Origin of the sequence: Paenibacillus sp. ACRRX, from assembly GCF_022346885.1 — a bacterium.
GTDB lineage: Bacteria > Bacillota > Bacilli > Paenibacillales > Paenibacillaceae > Paenibacillus_B.
The window spans coordinates 231,331-247,954 of record NZ_JAKRNK010000004.1 but is presented as its reverse complement, the minus strand read 5'-3'; the positions used below and the strand labels follow the sequence as shown (position 1 = coordinate 247,954).

Annotated in this window: 16 protein-coding genes; 14 read left to right on the top strand and 2 right to left on the bottom strand. The window is 46.4% G+C overall.

From position 1 onward, the window contains the following. Positions 1-384: 384 nt before the first annotated feature. Positions 385-735, bottom strand: a complete 351-nt coding sequence (locus MH117_RS14245; protein WP_239329425.1) for a DUF1360 domain-containing protein — start codon at positions 733-735, stop codon at positions 385-387. Positions 736-891: 156 nt separating this feature from the next. Between MH117_RS14245 and MH117_RS14240 the strand changes: the two genes are divergently transcribed. The 14 genes from MH117_RS14240 (at position 892) to MH117_RS14175 (ending at position 15,399) form a co-directional block, all read left to right on the top strand. Further along, positions 892-1,035, top strand: coding sequence for a hypothetical protein (locus tag MH117_RS14240; protein WP_239329424.1), 144 nt, complete (start codon positions 892-894; stop codon positions 1,033-1,035). A gap of 212 nt (positions 1,036-1,247) precedes the next feature. After that, positions 1,248-1,925 (top strand): SOS response-associated peptidase, encoded by a 678-nt coding sequence (locus MH117_RS14235; protein ID WP_239329423.1) that lies wholly within the window; start codon positions 1,248-1,250, stop codon positions 1,923-1,925. Positions 1,926-2,124: 199 nt separating this feature from the next. Continuing rightward, on the top strand, positions 2,125-2,466 hold the full coding sequence (locus MH117_RS14230; protein ID WP_239329422.1) for a hypothetical protein: 342 nt from the start codon (positions 2,125-2,127) through the stop codon (positions 2,464-2,466). A 124-nt stretch (positions 2,467-2,590) separates the two neighbouring features. Further along, positions 2,591-3,529, top strand: a complete 939-nt coding sequence (locus tag MH117_RS14225) for a PD-(D/E)XK nuclease family protein (RefSeq protein WP_239329421.1) — start codon at positions 2,591-2,593, stop codon at positions 3,527-3,529. Positions 3,530-3,728: 199 nt separating this feature from the next. Then, the gene (locus tag MH117_RS14220) at positions 3,729-4,463 is read left to right on the top strand and encodes a DNA-3-methyladenine glycosylase (RefSeq protein ID WP_239329420.1); all 735 of its coding nucleotides are present in this window, start codon (positions 3,729-3,731) and stop codon (positions 4,461-4,463) included. A 253-nt stretch (positions 4,464-4,716) separates the two neighbouring features. Then, positions 4,717-5,109, top strand: a complete 393-nt coding sequence (locus MH117_RS14215; RefSeq protein ID WP_239329419.1) for an ArsR/SmtB family transcription factor — start codon at positions 4,717-4,719, stop codon at positions 5,107-5,109. Beyond that, the gene (locus MH117_RS14210; RefSeq protein ID WP_239329418.1) at positions 5,102-7,444 is read left to right on the top strand and encodes a heavy metal translocating P-type ATPase; all 2,343 of its coding nucleotides are present in this window, start codon (positions 5,102-5,104) and stop codon (positions 7,442-7,444) included. The genes MH117_RS14215 and MH117_RS14210 overlap by 8 nt, the downstream gene beginning before the upstream one ends. 274 nt (positions 7,445-7,718) lie before the next feature. Next, positions 7,719-9,128 carry a cell wall-binding repeat-containing protein gene (locus MH117_RS14205; RefSeq protein ID WP_239329417.1) on the top strand — a complete coding sequence of 470 codons (1,410 nt, stop codon included), beginning with the start codon at positions 7,719-7,721 and terminating at the stop codon, positions 9,126-9,128. 577 nt (positions 9,129-9,705) lie between these two features. Then, positions 9,706-10,437 (top strand): DsbA family protein, encoded by a 732-nt coding sequence (locus MH117_RS14200; protein WP_481857268.1) that lies wholly within the window; start codon positions 9,706-9,708, stop codon positions 10,435-10,437. A gap of 19 nt (positions 10,438-10,456) precedes the next feature. After that, positions 10,457-10,891: a disulfide oxidoreductase gene (locus tag MH117_RS14195; RefSeq protein ID WP_239329415.1), complete on the top strand. Its 435-nt coding sequence runs from the start codon at positions 10,457-10,459 to the stop codon at positions 10,889-10,891. Positions 10,892-10,931: 40 nt separating this feature from the next. Beyond that, positions 10,932-12,206, top strand: coding sequence for a methyl-accepting chemotaxis protein (locus MH117_RS14190; RefSeq protein WP_239329414.1), 1,275 nt, complete (start codon positions 10,932-10,934; stop codon positions 12,204-12,206). Positions 12,207-12,637: 431 nt separating this feature from the next. Further along, positions 12,638-14,380 carry a glycoside hydrolase family 35 protein gene (locus tag MH117_RS14185; protein WP_239329413.1) on the top strand — a complete coding sequence of 581 codons (1,743 nt, stop codon included), beginning with the start codon at positions 12,638-12,640 and terminating at the stop codon, positions 14,378-14,380. Positions 14,381-14,542: 162 nt separating this feature from the next. Continuing rightward, complete coding sequence (locus tag MH117_RS14180; protein ID WP_239329412.1) at positions 14,543-14,860, top strand: hypothetical protein; 318 nt, start codon at positions 14,543-14,545, stop codon at positions 14,858-14,860. Then, positions 14,860-15,399, top strand: a complete 540-nt coding sequence (locus MH117_RS14175; RefSeq protein ID WP_239329411.1) for a DMT family transporter — start codon at positions 14,860-14,862, stop codon at positions 15,397-15,399. The genes MH117_RS14180 and MH117_RS14175 overlap by 1 nt, the downstream gene beginning before the upstream one ends. 54 nt (positions 15,400-15,453) lie before the next feature. Here MH117_RS14175 and MH117_RS14170 read toward each other — a convergent pair whose 3' ends face one another. Continuing rightward, positions 15,454-16,554 carry an alpha/beta hydrolase gene (locus MH117_RS14170; protein WP_239329410.1) on the bottom strand — a complete coding sequence of 367 codons (1,101 nt, stop codon included), beginning with the start codon at positions 16,552-16,554 and terminating at the stop codon, positions 15,454-15,456. Positions 16,555-16,624 lie beyond the last annotated feature (70 nt).

The following is a 16,624-nucleotide window of genomic DNA, read 5'->3' as shown; positions in this document are numbered from 1 at the left end:
GTATTTTTTTACCTTCTTTCGCGAAAGTGATTTCATTATAGAACAAAAATTTTTGGTTTCAATTCATTATTCTCCATTAATGTATCTTAAAGTAAATATATTGGAAGTAAACTTATGTTTACAACATGAGAAGGTTATTATCTTATCTTTACTAGAAATTATGTAAAGAGTAGACTGCTTCAGTATAACGTAGATGAAAAGGATGAAGGAAAAAATAGAAGGCTTTCATTTAACGAAGATGTGCAGCTTTTAAACTTTCGCAACAAATAACCTTCACATTTGCATGCCTGAGCAGATGGAAGGTTATTTGTATTGTCTTGACATACTAACTGATGAAACTGCAAATACATAACTTCTATATAGTAAGAGTCTCATCTCAAGGGGTCAAAGCCGCAGTACGATTGTCTCGATGATCGCAGCGACACCAGCGGCCGCCAGAATGATGAGCAGCCACCAAGCACCCGGAACAAATAGTACCAGCGCTGTCAGGAACAAGGCAGACCAGATTCCGGTGCACCAATGGCACAATAAGATTAAACCGATGAAGCGGCGTATTCCAGTACCACGAGGCTCAAATACTGTGATTACTTGTCCTTGCTCGTCCTTCTGTGCAGACGGTTCGATAAAGTGACGGCGCAGCGGGATAGATATATCATCGTATACGAGCAGATGAGTAAAGCGGAAGCTCGCAAACGCAAGAATAATAAATTGAAGCCAGCTAAGTTCAGTGAACATCATTAACCCTCCTTCAAAGGATAATGGGTCATAAGCGCTATCCAATAACGGAATGTGTTTACGGCAGCATAAGTTCGTCCAATCCTATTATTCTATTATTCATATACTGTTTAGTAGAAAGAGCAGGAGGTGAGCAAAATGTGTTTCTGTAATTCCGTGAATAGAGCTAATCAAGCTGCTAATTCTACATGGTGGAAAAACGGTTCCCAACCAGCGGTACCAATTACGCAGGCTCAACCTGGGATTGTTCCACCTGCACCTCAGCCAATCTCGCTGCAGGCGGTGCCTGTGAAGAAGTAAATGTGGAACTATATCGTAATATATTCAAGCCTGCAAAGTTGGTGCGCCTTTTCTATCACTTTTGCAGGCTTTACTTTTCTCTATGCATTTAAGAGGCGGAATATGTACGGTTATAAATGAGGTATCACAGTATACTGCTGTATAGTTTTATTTACACTTGATGTATAATATTCCCTCTTGTGCACACGATACGTGTACAGGAGGTGGAGGCGATGTGCCGCCAATATTCAATCAGTGCGAGTGTCGTTGAGTTACAGGCTTTATTTGGTATCGATCAGGTTAATATGAATTATCGCCCTCGTTATAACGTAATTCCGACACAAGAGGTACCTGTCGTTCACCTGATGGATGGGCAACGAATACTGGACAAATTCAGGTGGGGACTCGTACCTTTCTGGGCAGTTGATGCCGTCAATGCCGATCTTTTATCTGTTTTTGAAAATGTAGCGTATCGCAAAGTGATTGAGCGCCAGCGCTGTATTATTCCGTGCACGGGTTTCTATTATTGGCGTACGACGGATAAGCGCAAGCATCCGGTACGGGTTGTGCTGCGTACGAACGGTACTTTTGGCATTGCAGGGCTATACGACATGTGGCGTAATGCTAAAGGTGACACGTATCGTACCTGCACGCTGCTTATGGCTCCCCGTGGGAATGCGCTTACGGTTGAGTTTGATCGTCGTATGCCTGCTATACTGGAACCGGAGGAGTACACCAAGTGGTTGGAGCCGGAGTCGCTTGAGGTGGAGTATTTTCAGAGAATGCTGAAGCCTGTTCATGAGAACCGAATGCATCTCTATCCCGTATCGCCATTAATTGAGCATTCGTCTTATGATGAAGAAGCTTGTATTCAGGAAATGGACTTAAAGCAGGCATGGGTGAAAAACTAACAGGCTTGAATTAAACTCATATAGATGATTCCGCATTCTGATTTGAACGTTAAAAGAGGCTAGTCCAGTTACTGGGCGGGCCTCTTTGTTTTGTGCAAAGGCCAGCGATTAGATATCTGCGTATAAATTGTTGTGCTCCCTAGGGTAATATACAATGGAAGAGTATGGTTATGCCTCGTAAAATTATAGTCATGAACGGATGGTGAAAGTGATGCGTAATCGACAGCTTGTCTGTGTAACAATCGTTATTACTCACATCGTGTTTGCAGCAATAGTAGTCATACTTGCATCATCACTTCATATGCAGCAACTGGATCCAACTGTACAGTTGAAGCCATTCACATCATGGAGACACGTAGAAAGTTCGGAAGGGTTACGAACACTGCCCGTTGGCATGATCGTGTACAGTCGAGTGTCAGCCCATGAAGCCGAGTTGGATCGACATGTAGTTCAGCAAAGAATGGATGTGCTAACACGATTATGGCCAGATAAGGAGGGACTATTACTCCGTCACCTATATCATTTCCCCGATGCACAGTAGGCAGCAGCGCTATCCCATCGTTCATAACTATCCATGATATAATAGCGATTAGTTGGAGCAGGTTCCTGCAGGGAGCCTGTTCTGTATATTTAGGAAGTTATTCATATAAAGGAGTCGAACCTTCATGCCGCCAAGACCTTATCCGGATTGGTCGTGGTCGCCTTCGCGCCATAACCTGTTTGAAGAATGCCGCCGCAAATACTACTTCCATTACTACGCTGCGCATAATGGTTGGTATTTGGACGCTCCGCCTATGGCGAGGCAGGCGTATCGATTGAAGCAGATGACGAATCTATACCTTATATTCGGAGATGCTGTGCACAAGATGGCTGAGGAAGCGGTGAAGTCTTATCATCACTATGGAAAAATACAGGAGCCAGAGGAGATCATAAAACGAATCCGCTTTCTGTTAAACCAAGCTTATAAGGATTCCAAGGACATAGAGGCTTGGACAGCACAGCCCAAGCAGCGGCGGATGCTGCACGAGATGTATTATAGAGGCGGATTGCCGCCGCAGTTAACGGAGACCATCAAGACACGCTTGCCGATTTTAGTTGATCGGCTGCTTGGCAGTGAAAGCTTGCAGCATTTTATGCATGCGGATAGCTGTCATTTGGTGGAGCTGGAGAAGCTGAATACGCTTGATCTGGGCGATACGATGATCTACGTTAAGCTTGACTTTATGTACCGCCAGGCGGGCCGTTATATCATTGTGGACTGGAAAACGGGGCAGGAGGACGAACGAAATGTCACACAGCTTCGTCTATATAGCTGGTATGTTCATGAGAATTATGGCATTCCGTATGAGCAGATCGATATTCGTACGGAATATTTGCTGAGTGGGCAGTGCAAGCTGGACCAAGTGGAAGAGTATGAGATGAATGAGCTTGCAGCTTATGTGGAGACTAGCATTGCCAAGATGCGTCATTATTTGTCGGATACTGCTGCTAATGCCCCCAAGTCTATAATGGATTTTGAGGTTACGGATGACGAGCGAAAATGCCGCCGCTGCTCTTATCGTGAAATGTGCGAAGGGGCTAGGCCGCGAACAGATGAAGAGTAGTTGTTGTTGGTTGTTTTAAATAGGAGTTTGTGTGACAAAAGAGCTATTAAACATGTAGGCCAGTGCAGGCAGCAGGTACTTATAATTCATGAACTTATAGAGAAACTTACAGAGAATGTGACAGCATGGGTGATGCTTAAGTGGGGATCGGAAATAGACTTGAGCTGACGTCGTAAATAAGCGGGAAAGGAAGCACCAGATGACACAAATGGAGCATGATTCACTTGCAGGTGATGCCAACGGATGTAATCAGGGGATAGACGGCAGGATGTCCCGGTCGTGGTTTAGGCAGGGAGCGTTGCCTCTGGCACCACATCTGCTCGGACAGACATTGGTGAGACGAACGTCCGAAGGGTTGATTCGATGCCGAATTGTGGAGACGGAAAGTTATGTTGCACCGCTTGATAAGGGTAGTCATGCCTATGGCAATCGTCGTACGAAACGAACCGAGACGATGTTCCAAGATGGCGGCAAGGCTTATGTTTACTTAATATATGGCATGCATTACTGCTTAAATGTAGTTGCAGCGGAGCAGGAGCAGGCTGAGGCTGTGCTGATTCGCGCAGTTGAGCCGTTATCACAACTGGACGCGGATTTGATGCGTGCACGTAGGCCAATCCGCTCACGTAAAGCGGCGGATATTAGTAACGGGCCTGGGAAGCTGTGCGCTGCGCTTGATATCAACAAGCGTTTTGATGGTGCTGATCTGGTGATGGGAGAAGAACTCTGGATCGATCAAGGAATCCAAATTCCCTATGCGCAGATTGCATGTGCTGCTCGTATTAACATTCCTTACGCAGAAGAGTATGCGGATAAACTATGGCGTTTCTACATTGCGGGGAATCCATATATATCTGTTGTAGACAAGCAGGCTGTGCCATTGTCCAGCACCGCCCGCATGATGGAGACGTTTCAAGCTGAATCTGGTGAATAGTTTCGAATCTAATGGTAGACAATGAACGCAGGAACAAATGTATGACAAGCGATGGAATGTGCGCGAAGCACGGCCCATCGCTTTTTACATATTGGGTAGGCAAATAAGGAATTTTGAATAACATTTAAAAAATCATTTGAATATACGAATATGTGGTGATATAATTCAATTAAACATTCAAACGAATACTTGATTAACAAATATTTCGTTTTGTTATACAACTACTAATCTTCAGAATATGGAGGTACAAAGAATGGTGCCTAAACCAATTAAAGAGGATATTCAACAAGATGTGTGTGAGCTTGTGTGCTACGACCTAGCTAAGATTAACAAGCTCAAAGGACGTGTCGTTGAGCATGAAGTGAGCAATATGGCCCAAATGTTTAAGGCGTTGTCTGACTCGACAAGGATGAAAATGGCGGTGTATCTGGATGAGGGCGAAGAGTTGTGCGTGTGTGATATGGCTGTTTTAACGGGTCATTCGATCGCAACAACTTCGCATCATCTGCGGTTGATGAAATCGCTTGGTATCGCGAAGTCGCGTAAAGAAGGGAAAAATGTATTTTATTCACTGACTGACCATCATATTCGTATGCTGATTCGGATGACTCAAGAGCATATGAGAGAGGAGCATTGTCATGACTAGAACACTCCCTAATCAACTAGCACAAGGTGACGAGCGGCAGTCGTTTCAGGTAAAAGGCTTATCTTGCGCCAATTGCGCTCGTGAATGTGAGATCGATATTCGACGTTTGGAGAATGGCAAAGACGCGGAATTACATTACAACAGCGGAACTCTAAAGATTAATCCATCAGTCAATCGCAAGCAAGTGGAGCGTATTTTGCGTCGGGATGGTGCATATCTCGTAGAGGCAGGTGCTTTAACTGGGGAAGGCTTTACGAGAGCCTCGGGCAGCAAGGGCAAGGGATCTCAACAGAGTGAGCAGCTTCATGCAGCGGGACATGAGCATGGGCATGAACATCACAATTGTGAGGGGCATTCACATGGCTCGCATTCGCATAATCACGCGAATGGCGATAAGCATGATCATTCTGATGCTAACCACGAACATGGGGAAGCGCATGGGCACGATCACAGCCACGGACATAGCCATGAGCACGGCTCGATGAAACGAATGAAGTGGTTTCTCGGCATATCGTCTGTGCTTTACGTCTCTACTTTCATGTTGGATGGTCGTATCCCACAGTGGTCCTTAATCGCTCTTTACTTAATTGCCGTGCTATTGAGTGGTCACACCACATTTATGCAAGGGCTGCGTAATCTGTTCCGTTTACGTTTTAATATGGATACTCTGATGACAGTAGCACTTACAGGCGCAGTAGTAATGGGCGAATGGAAAGAAGCAACTCTAGTTGCTATCTTGTTTGGACTTAATGAGATTCTTGAAGGTTACGGTATGGAACGGGCAAGACAATCAGTTGCTTCGCTGTTAGCAGTGGCGCCTAAGCAAGCCAATGTACTGCGACACGGTGAGACGGTTACGATTCCAATCGAGCAGCTCAAAGTCAACGATACGGTCGTTGTGCGACCAGGCGAGAAGATTCCATCTGACGGCACCGTGTTGGAGGGAATCAGCGGGGTCGACGAAGCTGCTATTACAGGTGAATCATTGCCGGTAGCCAAAGAGGTCGGAAGCAGCGTTTATGGAGGCAGCATTAACACATCTGGTCTGTTAAAAGTTCGGGTAGACAAAGCGTATGAGGACTCATCCTTAGCTAAAATATTACATTTGGTTCGAGAAGCGCAAGACACTAAGACACCAACGGAGTTGTTTATTGATAAGTTTGCGCAATATTATACTCCTGTCATTATGATCATTGCAGCGCTAGTAATGGTTGTACCGCCGCTCCTGCTGGACGGGGATTGGTTCAAATGGGTCTATCAAGGCTTTGCTGTCTTAATTGTTGGCTGCCCATGTGCCTTAATTCTGTCCTCTCCAATTGCGATCGTAAGCGGTATAACACGCACGGCACGTATGGGAATTCTGGTCAAAGGCGGCGTCCATCTGGAGCAGCTTGGCAAAATTAACGCCCTTGCTTTTGATAAGACAGGAACTTTAACCAAAGGCGAGCCTGCTGTAATGGCAGAGGTCGTGTATGATCAGGGACGCTGTTACGATGTTATCGGCGCTGTTGAGCAGGGCTCGCTTCACCCGCTTGCGAAGGCCATGATTCGATATGTAAATGGAAAGGGCTTGACGCAATTTGTAGAGCCTTCACATGCAGAGACTGTTGCGGGTGAAGGAATCGAAGCTATTATTGAGGGTACGACTTATCTAGTAGGCAGTGAGCGCATATTAAATCGGGACGGGGCCGCATTCGAGCAGGCACAAGCAGATGCCGAGCGCATGAAGGCTCAGGGTTATACCATCGTTGCAGTCGTGGAGCATGGTCGTCCCCTTGGTGTATTTGGCCTTGCTGATGAGATTCGGGAAGAGAGTCGGGCTACGATACAGGCACTTCATGATGCGCATATCACACATACCATCATGCTGACAGGCGACCACAAGCAATCTGCTGCTCGAGTGGCAGAAGCGGTTGGTGTGTCAGAATGGCATGCGGGACTGCTGCCAGAGCAAAAGGTCGAGCAAGTAAAGGAACTGGCCAAGAAGTACCGTGTAGCGATGGTAGGGGATGGCATTAATGATGCACCGGCCCTAGCTTCCGCACAATTAGGTATTGCGATGGGCAAAGGAACGGACAGCGCCGTTGAGACGGCCGATATCGTATTAATGCAGGATCATCTCGGCAAGCTGCCAGCAGCTATTCGGGTATCCCGTCTCGTCAATCGGGTCATTCGACTTAACATTGGTTTATCGCTGGGGCTGAAGATAATCGCTTTGCTGCTCACCATACCTGGTTGGCTTACGCTTTGGATTGCGATCCTGTCTGACATGGGGGCTACCATAGTTGTGACATTGCTGGGGCTCACAATCCTGCTCGGCAAAGATCCAGAATGATTGGTAATTGAATAAAGAGTTACTTAAATATAAAACGGTACTTGAGCGTCATGCTCGGGTACCGTTTTTTAATTGATTTGGATATTCAATTGGATTATAGAGGTTAAGCGTGTTCGTGCAAGGAAGGACTTTTGTTCCTTTAGAGTAAGAGGAAGTATGAGAGCAGTTTATTAAATAAGTGATACATATATTTTGAAAAATCGGGGACGCTGTGATAAGGAAATCATTTGCTTGCGTAAACTTGCATATTGAGATGAGAAAGGTGGAGCCTCACTTGAAATTTAATCACCTTGGATTACCATTTGTCACAGCCAGCAACAGAAGACAACGAAGAAGGATTACGGTATCACTACTTGTATATACATGCTTGGGTATTATCCTGAACATCTCAACGGCTCATGCGCAAGCATGTACAACGGCTGTTACAAAAGAACGTAATGCTGCATACGTAAGAAATCTTATGACAGCTTCTGAAGGTGAACACATAGCAGCTAGGGGAGAAGGTCTTGCTCTTGCGACTCAACGATATCCTACAGATCACGGCAGCAAGTACACGGATGATTCCCGAAAATACACTACGATGCCGACGCTGAATAAAACAAATGAACCGTGGGTGGTAACCAACAATACGGTGCGTATCAATCAAGATGACCCTGTTTTGGCGGCTATCGCTGTCTCAAGAATAGCTTGGCCTGCTCTGACGGAGGAAGGAAGGCCTAACGGCATCGTGCTGGTGACCAAAGAGCATTGGGGGATAGCTGCCGCGGCAGCACATCTGATTCACCATCCGCTGAACGCACCGCTTCTTTATACAGATCAAGATCGTATTCCTGAGGCTACGCGGCAAGAGATTGCAAGGCTGCGACCTAAAGGAATCGAAAAAGGAGCCTATCCGCGAGTAATTGTAGTCGGCAATGTTCACCAGTCTGTGTGGGATCAATTGAAAGCAATGGGCTTCGATGTGAGGCGGATTGCCAGTAGCGAGCCCGCGCAGGCAGCCGCAGATGTCGATCTATACATGTCGCGTACAAGTGGGCAGCTTTCTCCAACCGTCGTCGTAGGTTCACTAGATGCACCTGCCTTCACGCTGCCTGCTGTAAATTGGACAGCACATATGCCTGAGCCGTTGTTGTTTGTAACAAAAGACGGCATTCCACAAGCTACTGCTGATGCGCTTGCAAAGCGGCGCAAGACTGCAGTTATTTACATAATAGGCCCGCGCACCGCAGTATCAGCGGAAACAGCAGCGCAGTTATCTGCTTTCGGAAGAGTGGAGCGGATTGAGGGAGCCAACCCTACCGCCAATGCGGTGGCTTTTGCCCGATACAAGGACCCGAACACAGGCTTCGGGTGGGGGATTACGACACCAGGGCATAACTTTTCACTTGCTCTGGGGAATGATCCGCTGCTAATTGCGGCTGCTGCGCCATTTGCTCACAAAGGTAAGCATGCGCCCTTACTACTGACAGCTGGCAGTCAGATCCCGCCTGTACTGCGTCAATACCTCGAAGGAGTTCGACCGACGTATGATCGCACGCCTGCCGAAGGGCCCTATAATGCTGCATGGCTGCTTGGGACTGCATCCAGCCTGACACCTGCGCTGCAGGGGGACATTGATGATTTGCTCGAAATTAGCAGCGGTTCCGGAGCGCATGCAGCGCATCACGGCGGGCATGGAGCGTAACTTCTCCTCGGGGTGGCACCTCATCCTCGGTGACTGCCGTTGAACTTGCTCGTATGAGCGTATCAACCTTGACAGGGTTTCCCTCTTACATACAGAACACACTCGCTCGCAAAAGTGGTTCCACTCCGAATCCGGGCCACACACGGCCACAGCTGGAGCATCCTGTGAAGCTGTGCATTAAACAATAGGGTTGGAGCAGGCTGCTCCAATGCAACTGATGACCGACAGTCACCCGGAATGTTAGTTTCGGGTGACTGTCGGTCATCTTTTGCTGTTTGTATGTTTGATGGAGAAGTGTCTTTGAAGATGTTATTCCTGTACCCCTCAGTTCTTGCTTCTGATTTAGACAAGTTAGGCTGCACACACCTTCTGCTCAGATCAAGGAATCTGCCGCATTATCATTAGGTACCAAATGAACCTAAAATGTTACCATTCGATGACATAGATCACATTGAAATGACGATTCTAGTAAAAGAAATAGAAAAATTGTCGGTTTTCGTTTACATTAGAAAGGAGTAGATACCTATGTCAGCGAATATAGACATCATGACATACATACTAAAAAAGCAATGAAGAGGTGAATCTGTTGGGTAAAAGTACGTCGAAATCAAAGTCGTCATATTCCAGCAAGAAGAGCAATAACAAACTGATGCTTATCTTGTTTCCGGTCGTGTTAGTTGTACTGCTGGGGCTTATATTTGTGCTAAATCAACAAAGCACAGAGATTGGCAAGCAGCAGCGTGATGAACGTGTTGTTGATTTTAAATTGGAGGGGCAGCCGATTCTAGGTTCTCCTGAGGCTAAAGTCACAGTCGTAGAATTTGGAGATTACAAGTGCCCTGCCTGCAAGTTCTGGGAAGATACAAATTACAAGCAATTGAAGGCAGACTTTATTGATACAGGCAAGATTCAGTTCTCGTTTATGAACTATCCGTTCCTAGCACCTGATTCACGTACAGCGGCACTGGCTGGTGAAGCTGTCTATGCACATAATCCGGAAGCATTCTGGGCTTATCATGAAGCGATTTATGCGGGACAGAAGGATGAGCGTGAACAATGGGCGACACCTGAATATCTAGTTGAGATCGCCAAGAAAGCGGTACCGAGCATGGACTCCGCGCAGTTGCTAAAGCAGATACAGGATGAATCGTACAAGAAGGAAGTAGATCAAGATTTGGCTTTTGTACAACAGGCTAAGCCTCAGGGAACACCCGCCTTTTACATTAACGGCAAAGAGTATACAGGGCAGTGGGACAGCTATCCTGCGTTAAAGCAAGCGATTGAAGATGCCTTAGCGGCCGTGAAGTAATAAAGGAGGTCGTCCGAGTATGACATTTATTCGTAAATATGCACTTTATTTTGCTTTTCTCATTGCGCTCCTGGCAACAAGTGGAAGCCTTTACATGAGTGAGATTCTATTGTGGGAGCCGTGCAAGCTGTGCTGGCTGCAGCGGATCTTTATGTATCCGCTCGTCCTTTTGCTTGGAATCGGGGCATACCGCGAAGACTACGGCATTATAAAATACACGATTCCTCTTGCTATTATAGGAGGATCTATCTCCACGTATCATTATTTAGAACAGAAAGTGCCAGGCTTGGCTGCAATCACTCCTTGCCGTGTAGGTATTCCATGTAACTATGATTATTTGGATATGTACGGTTGGATTACGATTCCGCTCCTAGCCTTTACTGCTTTCCTGCTTATTACGATATTGTTGTTTGCAGCGCGCAAGCACGAATCGCAATCCGATGTCGAAGCATAACGCTAGATATAGAAAGGTTACCAGACATGGGGGATGATCAATGATGAAATTTGGTCTGCAGAAGAAAATGGTACTCGGTATTCTAGCTGTATCAACGGTGACGTATACGACTAGCGGTTTTTTTATTTTTGTACTGAAGCCTTACATTGCGCCAAGTATGAGCGAATTGGCATTTGACGCGATCATATTTTCGCTAGGAATATTTTGGACATGTTTGTTGGGGTGGCTTGCAGCCCGTTTTATTGTAAAGCCGCTCGTCCGCTTGACCAAGGCAGCAGAAGAAGCAGCGGAGGGTAATCTGAACGTCACGCTGCCAGATTACCCATTCCACGATGAAGTCCAAGTACTTAACGGTGCATTTGGCAAGATGATTTGCAATCTTCAGCGCATGATTCAAGAGATCAAGTCCAGTGTTGAAGTCACTACCCGGAACACGGTTACACTAAGCGATGCGATGACACACGCAGCGCATCAGATTGAGCAGATCTCGGAAACCGCTGATGGCATGAGTCACGGAGCCGAACGCCAAGTGTCATGGACAGCACAGACGACCTCTACTGTAGAGCATATACATACGTCAGCTGCCGCAGTTCGCAAGCGAGCAGATGAAACGGAACGTATGACCGCACATATGCTTGAAACATTGTCAGAGAGCGAACGATTGCTAGCCTCCATTATTGACGGCATGTTGAATGCCGCTTCCTCTGGACAAGCCTCGATTGCAACGGTTCAACGCCTCAACGGACAAGCCGAGCAGATAGGCAGTATTTCCACCACCGTACGAGAGATAGCAGATCAGACCCATCTATTGGCACTAAATGCTTCTATTGAGGCGGCGCGAGCGGGTGAACAAGGAGCTGGCTTCGCAGTTATTGCCTCACAGGTACGCAAACTGGCAGAGCAATCCGCAACCGCAGTCGACGATATTAATGATCGAATCGTGCAAATGCAGGCAGAAGTCGTTGAAGCGGTGCGATTGATCACACAGCAGGTGAAGACGGTCAACACCGAGGCGGACAAGAAGGAAGATGCTGAGCAAGCCTTGCAAAATATCGCACTGGTGACACGTCAAGCTTCTTCTGCCGTTCATGAGATTGTCGAATCGGTGAATGAACAGACTGAACGATTTGCAACTACTTTGGAGCAGACTCGTCAGATGGTAGCAATTGCGGAAGAAATAGCGGCAGGTACTCGTCAGGTTGCCAGTGCTACGCAGGAGCATACCGCAGTCATGGAAGAGATGGCGGCTTCATCTGATGTGCTGCGTGGACAAGCGGATCATTTGCGTGCACAGATTGCGATTTTTAAGGCATGAAACTATTCTTATAGCGTTATAATTGACTTCGGTAGAACACTAATCATTTACAGTCCAGAGCCCTATACTAGTATTCGTAGTAAATGTGTAAGTCTGCCTAGAACCAATCATTACATCGTAATCAGTTTAAGAAGCACCGTTTGTACGGTGCTTTTTGCTGTGTAAAGGGATTATTCCGGCATCTTTATCATTCTTGATGGATTTTTGATGGACTTCAAGGAGAAAAATAGCCTGCGTTAGTCGTCGATGTTTTAGATTTACATTCTTCTCGGACCGGGGTAAGCCCGGCATATGGTATGAAGGCTGGGGAGAGCAGCTTCTTTTTCACACATTTGTACATGTACAGGTAAAGATATTACATGGTCAATCCCTAAAAAAGCGCTATCATGAACGTTATACCTAACCTATTTGATGTTTTAGGAGGAGAACATATGACGCAGCTTACGTGGGAAGGCCAACAAATGCTCTTGCACGATAGACCGTTTCGCATCATCTCTGGGGCGATGCATTATTGTCGCATTGTACCTGAATATTGGGCAGATCGTCTTTGCAAGCTGAAGGCAATGGGCTGCAATACGGTAGAGACATATGTGGCATGGAATTTGCACGAGCCACGGGAAGGCCATTTTAACTTTAACGGCATAAATGATGTTGCTGGTTTTGTTCGTTTGGCGGGTGAAATGGGGTTATATGTGATTGTGCGGCCAACACCATATGTGTGCGGGGAGTGGGAGTTTGGCGGTTTGCCTGCGTGGCTCTTAAATACGCCGATGCGCCTTCGCTGTAGTGATCCTCGTTATTTAGCGAAAGTCGCAGCCTATTATGACAAGTTGATCCCATTGTTGACTCCACTTTTGTCTACTAATGGCGGTCCTATTATTGCTATGCAGGTTGAGAATGAGTATGGCAGCTACGGCAATGATGAAGCCTACTTGCATGCACTGCGGGATATGTTAATTGAACGGGGTGTGGATGTCCTGCTGTTTACCTCTGACGGACCACATGACGATTTGCTCCAGGGAGGTATGGCAGAGGGAGTTTGGGCGACTGTGAACTTTGGCTCTCGCTCGGACGAAGCATTCGACAAGCTGCTGGAGTACCAGCCAGATGCGCCGCTAATGTGCATGGAATATTGGAACGGCTGGTTTGACCATTGGTTTGAGGAGCATCATACACACAGCGCGGAGGACGCAGTTCAATCGCTTGACGAAATATTGGCGCGCGGCGCCTCCGTTAATTTTTACATGCTGCATGGTGGTACTAACTTTGGGTTTATGAATGGTGCTAACCATGGCGGTAAGTATGAACCTACGGTGACGAGTTATGATTATGATGCTGCAATTAATGAAGCGGGTGATTTAACACCGAAGTTCGAGGCCTTTCGTCGTGTCATAGGCAAATATGTGGAGCTGCCGAAAGAGCCTTTGCCTTCGAATTTGCTGAAGGCTGCATATGGCGAGGTGACACCTTTCAGAGGCGTGAGGCTATGGGACACGCTGGACACGATCTCGGATCTTCATCACAGCATATGTCCTGAGCCGATGGAGCATTATGGGCAAGGACTGGGCTTTATTATGTATTCCACTACAATTACGGGTCCAAGACCGGAGAGCCAATTAACGATCCAAGACGTGCGTGATCGAGCGCTTGTATTTATAGATCAAAAGCTGATTGGTGTCGTGGAGAGATGGAATCCCACGTCTATTCCAGTGGTAATACCCGAGGGAGGAGCAAGACTTGATATTCTCGTGGAAAATATGGGAAGGGTTAATTATGGCCCTGAGCTGATTGATCACAAAGGCATATCGCATGGCGTACGTCTAAACAATCAGTTTCAGTTTCATTGGGAGGTGCGGACGATTCCTCTTGAATCCATAGCTCAGGTCCAATTTGATGTGCCTGCATCAACACTTGACGGTGAGCAGCCTGCGTTCTACGAGGCAGAGCTTGTTATTGAAGGCGAGCCAGCGGATACGTTCTTATATTTGAACAATTGGAGAAAAGGTGTTGTCTTCATTAATGGTTTTAATCTGGGCCGTTATTGGGAAGTAGGACCTCAGCAATCCCTATATGTGCCAGCACCTATTTTAAAACAAGGAACTAATCAAATCGTTGTATTTGAGCTTCATGCTCCAGGCAAACCGCTTCAATTTAGAAAAGAGCCGCAATTGTAAGTGTTGTTAAGGAAAGGTATTTATGGGCTGGTCACAAGCTCTCAATGCCAGGTTATCGCTAATTTTGCCTCATTGACGCAGAGCAGGTGACCGCTTACGATAAGCCTGTAATTTAGAAGGTTACAACATGGACTTTGCAGAAGAAAGAAGGGTTTGGCGATAATGGACGTATATTTAGGCGTAGCACTTGTACTATGCTCGGCTCTTACACATTCTATATGGAATTTGTTTGCTAAAAGGAGCTTGCACAAGTCTACCTTTTTATGGTCTCTGCATGTATTGGCGAGTATTATATTTATGCCGTTCTTTGTTCAAAATATGATGGTTATGGACGCTAGCTGGGCTGAGATTGGGCTGCTTGTCTGTACATTTTTATGCCAAGGGCTTTACTTCTTGCTCCTTAGCAAAGCATATCAATATGGAGAGTTGTCCCGTATGTATCCCATGATGCGGGGACAGGGGCGCTGCTCGTTCCGGTGATGAGCATGCTGCTGTACGGAGAGAGCTTAACAGCCCTGGGCTGGCTCGGCTTAATCTGTATTGTGGGCGGTTTATTTGCTATTGGCGGATTGCTGAGCTCTAGTTGGAGAGAGCAGTTAGGTGCAATGAAGCTCACATTTGCTATCGGACTATGCATCACGGGCTACACGCTAATCGACAAAAGTGTGGTTACGTTTATGTCACCGCTAGGATTATTACAGCTTTCCAATCTGGCGGCGCTTGTCATGTTGTTCCCTGATATGCGCAGAGCCAAACGGTTGAAGGAAGAATGGAGACATAATTGGAAGACAATTATATTGGGAGCCTTCTTAACTCCAGGTTCGTATTTGATCTTCTTGTTTGCGATGAATCTAGCCCCACTGGCGCAGCTAGCTCCACTTCGGGAATTCAGCATCGTATTCGGCACCATACTGGGCATGTGGGTGCTCAAAGAAAAACAGGGAATGTCACGCATTGTAATGTCGCTTGTTATTACGTGTGGCATGCTGCTTGTCGGCTTATTCGGCAGCTCTGTATGAACATGAGAACAGACAGGTGACTTGTATGTTTGTTACAGTCAGCCTGTCTGTTTGTTACTGTTGTGGAGCGTTGTCATAGTCATTGTCAGAGTCTTCATGAGACACTGTTGCGGCTTGTGCGGCCATTTCGGAACAGGCAGCGTGGCGTACTGGGGTAGGAGTGTGACAGTTATCAGCTGAATAGGAGTCCAACTCTCCATATTCGCCCCTGTTGGCTAAGCTTTCCGATAGCACAGCATATGTTCCGACATGCTGCTGCACAAATCGGGTTACTTCTGCTTCGTATAGTTCCTGATCGTAGCAGTAAGCTACGCCGTGGGTCGCTTTATCAATGAGCAGCAGTTGCTTAGGCCCGGGTTTAGTGTTAAACATTTCCTCGCTCATATAAGTAGGGACAAAGATATCAGACTTTCCATGTATAAACATAATCGGCAGCTTGCTGTGTGCAATAATGTGAATAGGACTTACATCCTCCATCTTGAATCCTGCCTTGCGCTTTAACAAGCGATTTACTAAAGTCATGGTGGGCCAAGCAGGCATGTGATTGAGCTTTGTAACCTGATGTCGAATGAGCTTTGTCAGATCGGAGTATGGACAGTCTGCTACAACAAAACGCACCTGAGGGCGATGGATCGCGATATACTCAAGTACAGTTCCTCCACCTAGAGATTGACCGTGAAGGCCAATGATACAATCTTCACCTTTACGGTTGACGACCCAGTCTACCCACGCTTGAACATCGTATTTTTCTTTATATCCAAATGTTGTATATTTACCTTCGCTATTTCCATGCCTGCGCTGGTCAATCAACAATGCGTTAAATCCTAGTCTAGAAAATAAAGGCAAAAATTGCGCAGACCAAGGCAGTGCGGCAGTGTAGCCATGGATGAGAATGACTATACGTTTAGATTGAGGATGCTGTTCAATATACACGCCGCACAATTTCAACCCGTCATGGCTCATGATGGTGATATCTTCTTTATAAAGCGCCTCATACTGTTTACGACTGTAGACTTTGTATTCCTCCAGCATATCGAAACAGCCTTCATATGTAGAACATTTCATTTGCGTCATCCGATTGACAGCGTAATGCGGGAGCAGCCAGATCGATAAAAGCATAAAAATGAAAATTCCTGCTGCTATCCACGCCAACATACTGATCGCTCCTTTTGGTCTGTATTGTATCGTTGGGATCGGTATTTCTTAATTTGTTCAGATAAGTCAC

What these genes read in the sequence shown, in the direction of transcription:
- MH117_RS14245 (WP_239329425.1), bottom strand. Translation starts at nt 735, where the DNA reads ATGTTCACTGAACTTAGCTGGCTTCAATTTATTATTCTTGCGTTTGCG.
- MH117_RS14235 (WP_239329423.1), top strand. Translation starts at nt 1,248, where the DNA reads ATGTGCCGCCAATATTCAATCAGTGCGAGTGTCGTTGAGTTACAGGCT.
- MH117_RS14230 (WP_239329422.1), top strand. Translation starts at nt 2,125, where the DNA reads ATGGTGAAAGTGATGCGTAATCGACAGCTTGTCTGTGTAACAATCGTT.
- MH117_RS14225 (WP_239329421.1), top strand. Translation starts at nt 2,591, where the DNA reads ATGCCGCCAAGACCTTATCCGGATTGGTCGTGGTCGCCTTCGCGCCAT.
- MH117_RS14220 (WP_239329420.1), top strand. Translation starts at nt 3,729, where the DNA reads ATGACACAAATGGAGCATGATTCACTTGCAGGTGATGCCAACGGATGT.
- MH117_RS14215 (WP_239329419.1), top strand. Translation starts at nt 4,717, where the DNA reads ATGGTGCCTAAACCAATTAAAGAGGATATTCAACAAGATGTGTGTGAG.
- MH117_RS14210 (WP_239329418.1), top strand. Translation starts at nt 5,102, where the DNA reads ATGACTAGAACACTCCCTAATCAACTAGCACAAGGTGACGAGCGGCAG.
- MH117_RS14195 (WP_239329415.1), top strand. Translation starts at nt 10,457, where the DNA reads ATGACATTTATTCGTAAATATGCACTTTATTTTGCTTTTCTCATTGCG.
- MH117_RS14190 (WP_239329414.1), top strand. Translation starts at nt 10,932, where the DNA reads ATGATGAAATTTGGTCTGCAGAAGAAAATGGTACTCGGTATTCTAGCT.
- MH117_RS14185 (WP_239329413.1), top strand. Translation starts at nt 12,638, where the DNA reads ATGACGCAGCTTACGTGGGAAGGCCAACAAATGCTCTTGCACGATAGA.
- MH117_RS14180 (WP_239329412.1), top strand. Translation starts at nt 14,543, where the DNA reads ATGGACGTATATTTAGGCGTAGCACTTGTACTATGCTCGGCTCTTACA.
- MH117_RS14175 (WP_239329411.1), top strand. Translation starts at nt 14,860, where the DNA reads ATGAGCATGCTGCTGTACGGAGAGAGCTTAACAGCCCTGGGCTGGCTC.
- MH117_RS14170 (WP_239329410.1), bottom strand. Translation starts at nt 16,554, where the DNA reads ATGTTGGCGTGGATAGCAGCAGGAATTTTCATTTTTATGCTTTTATCG.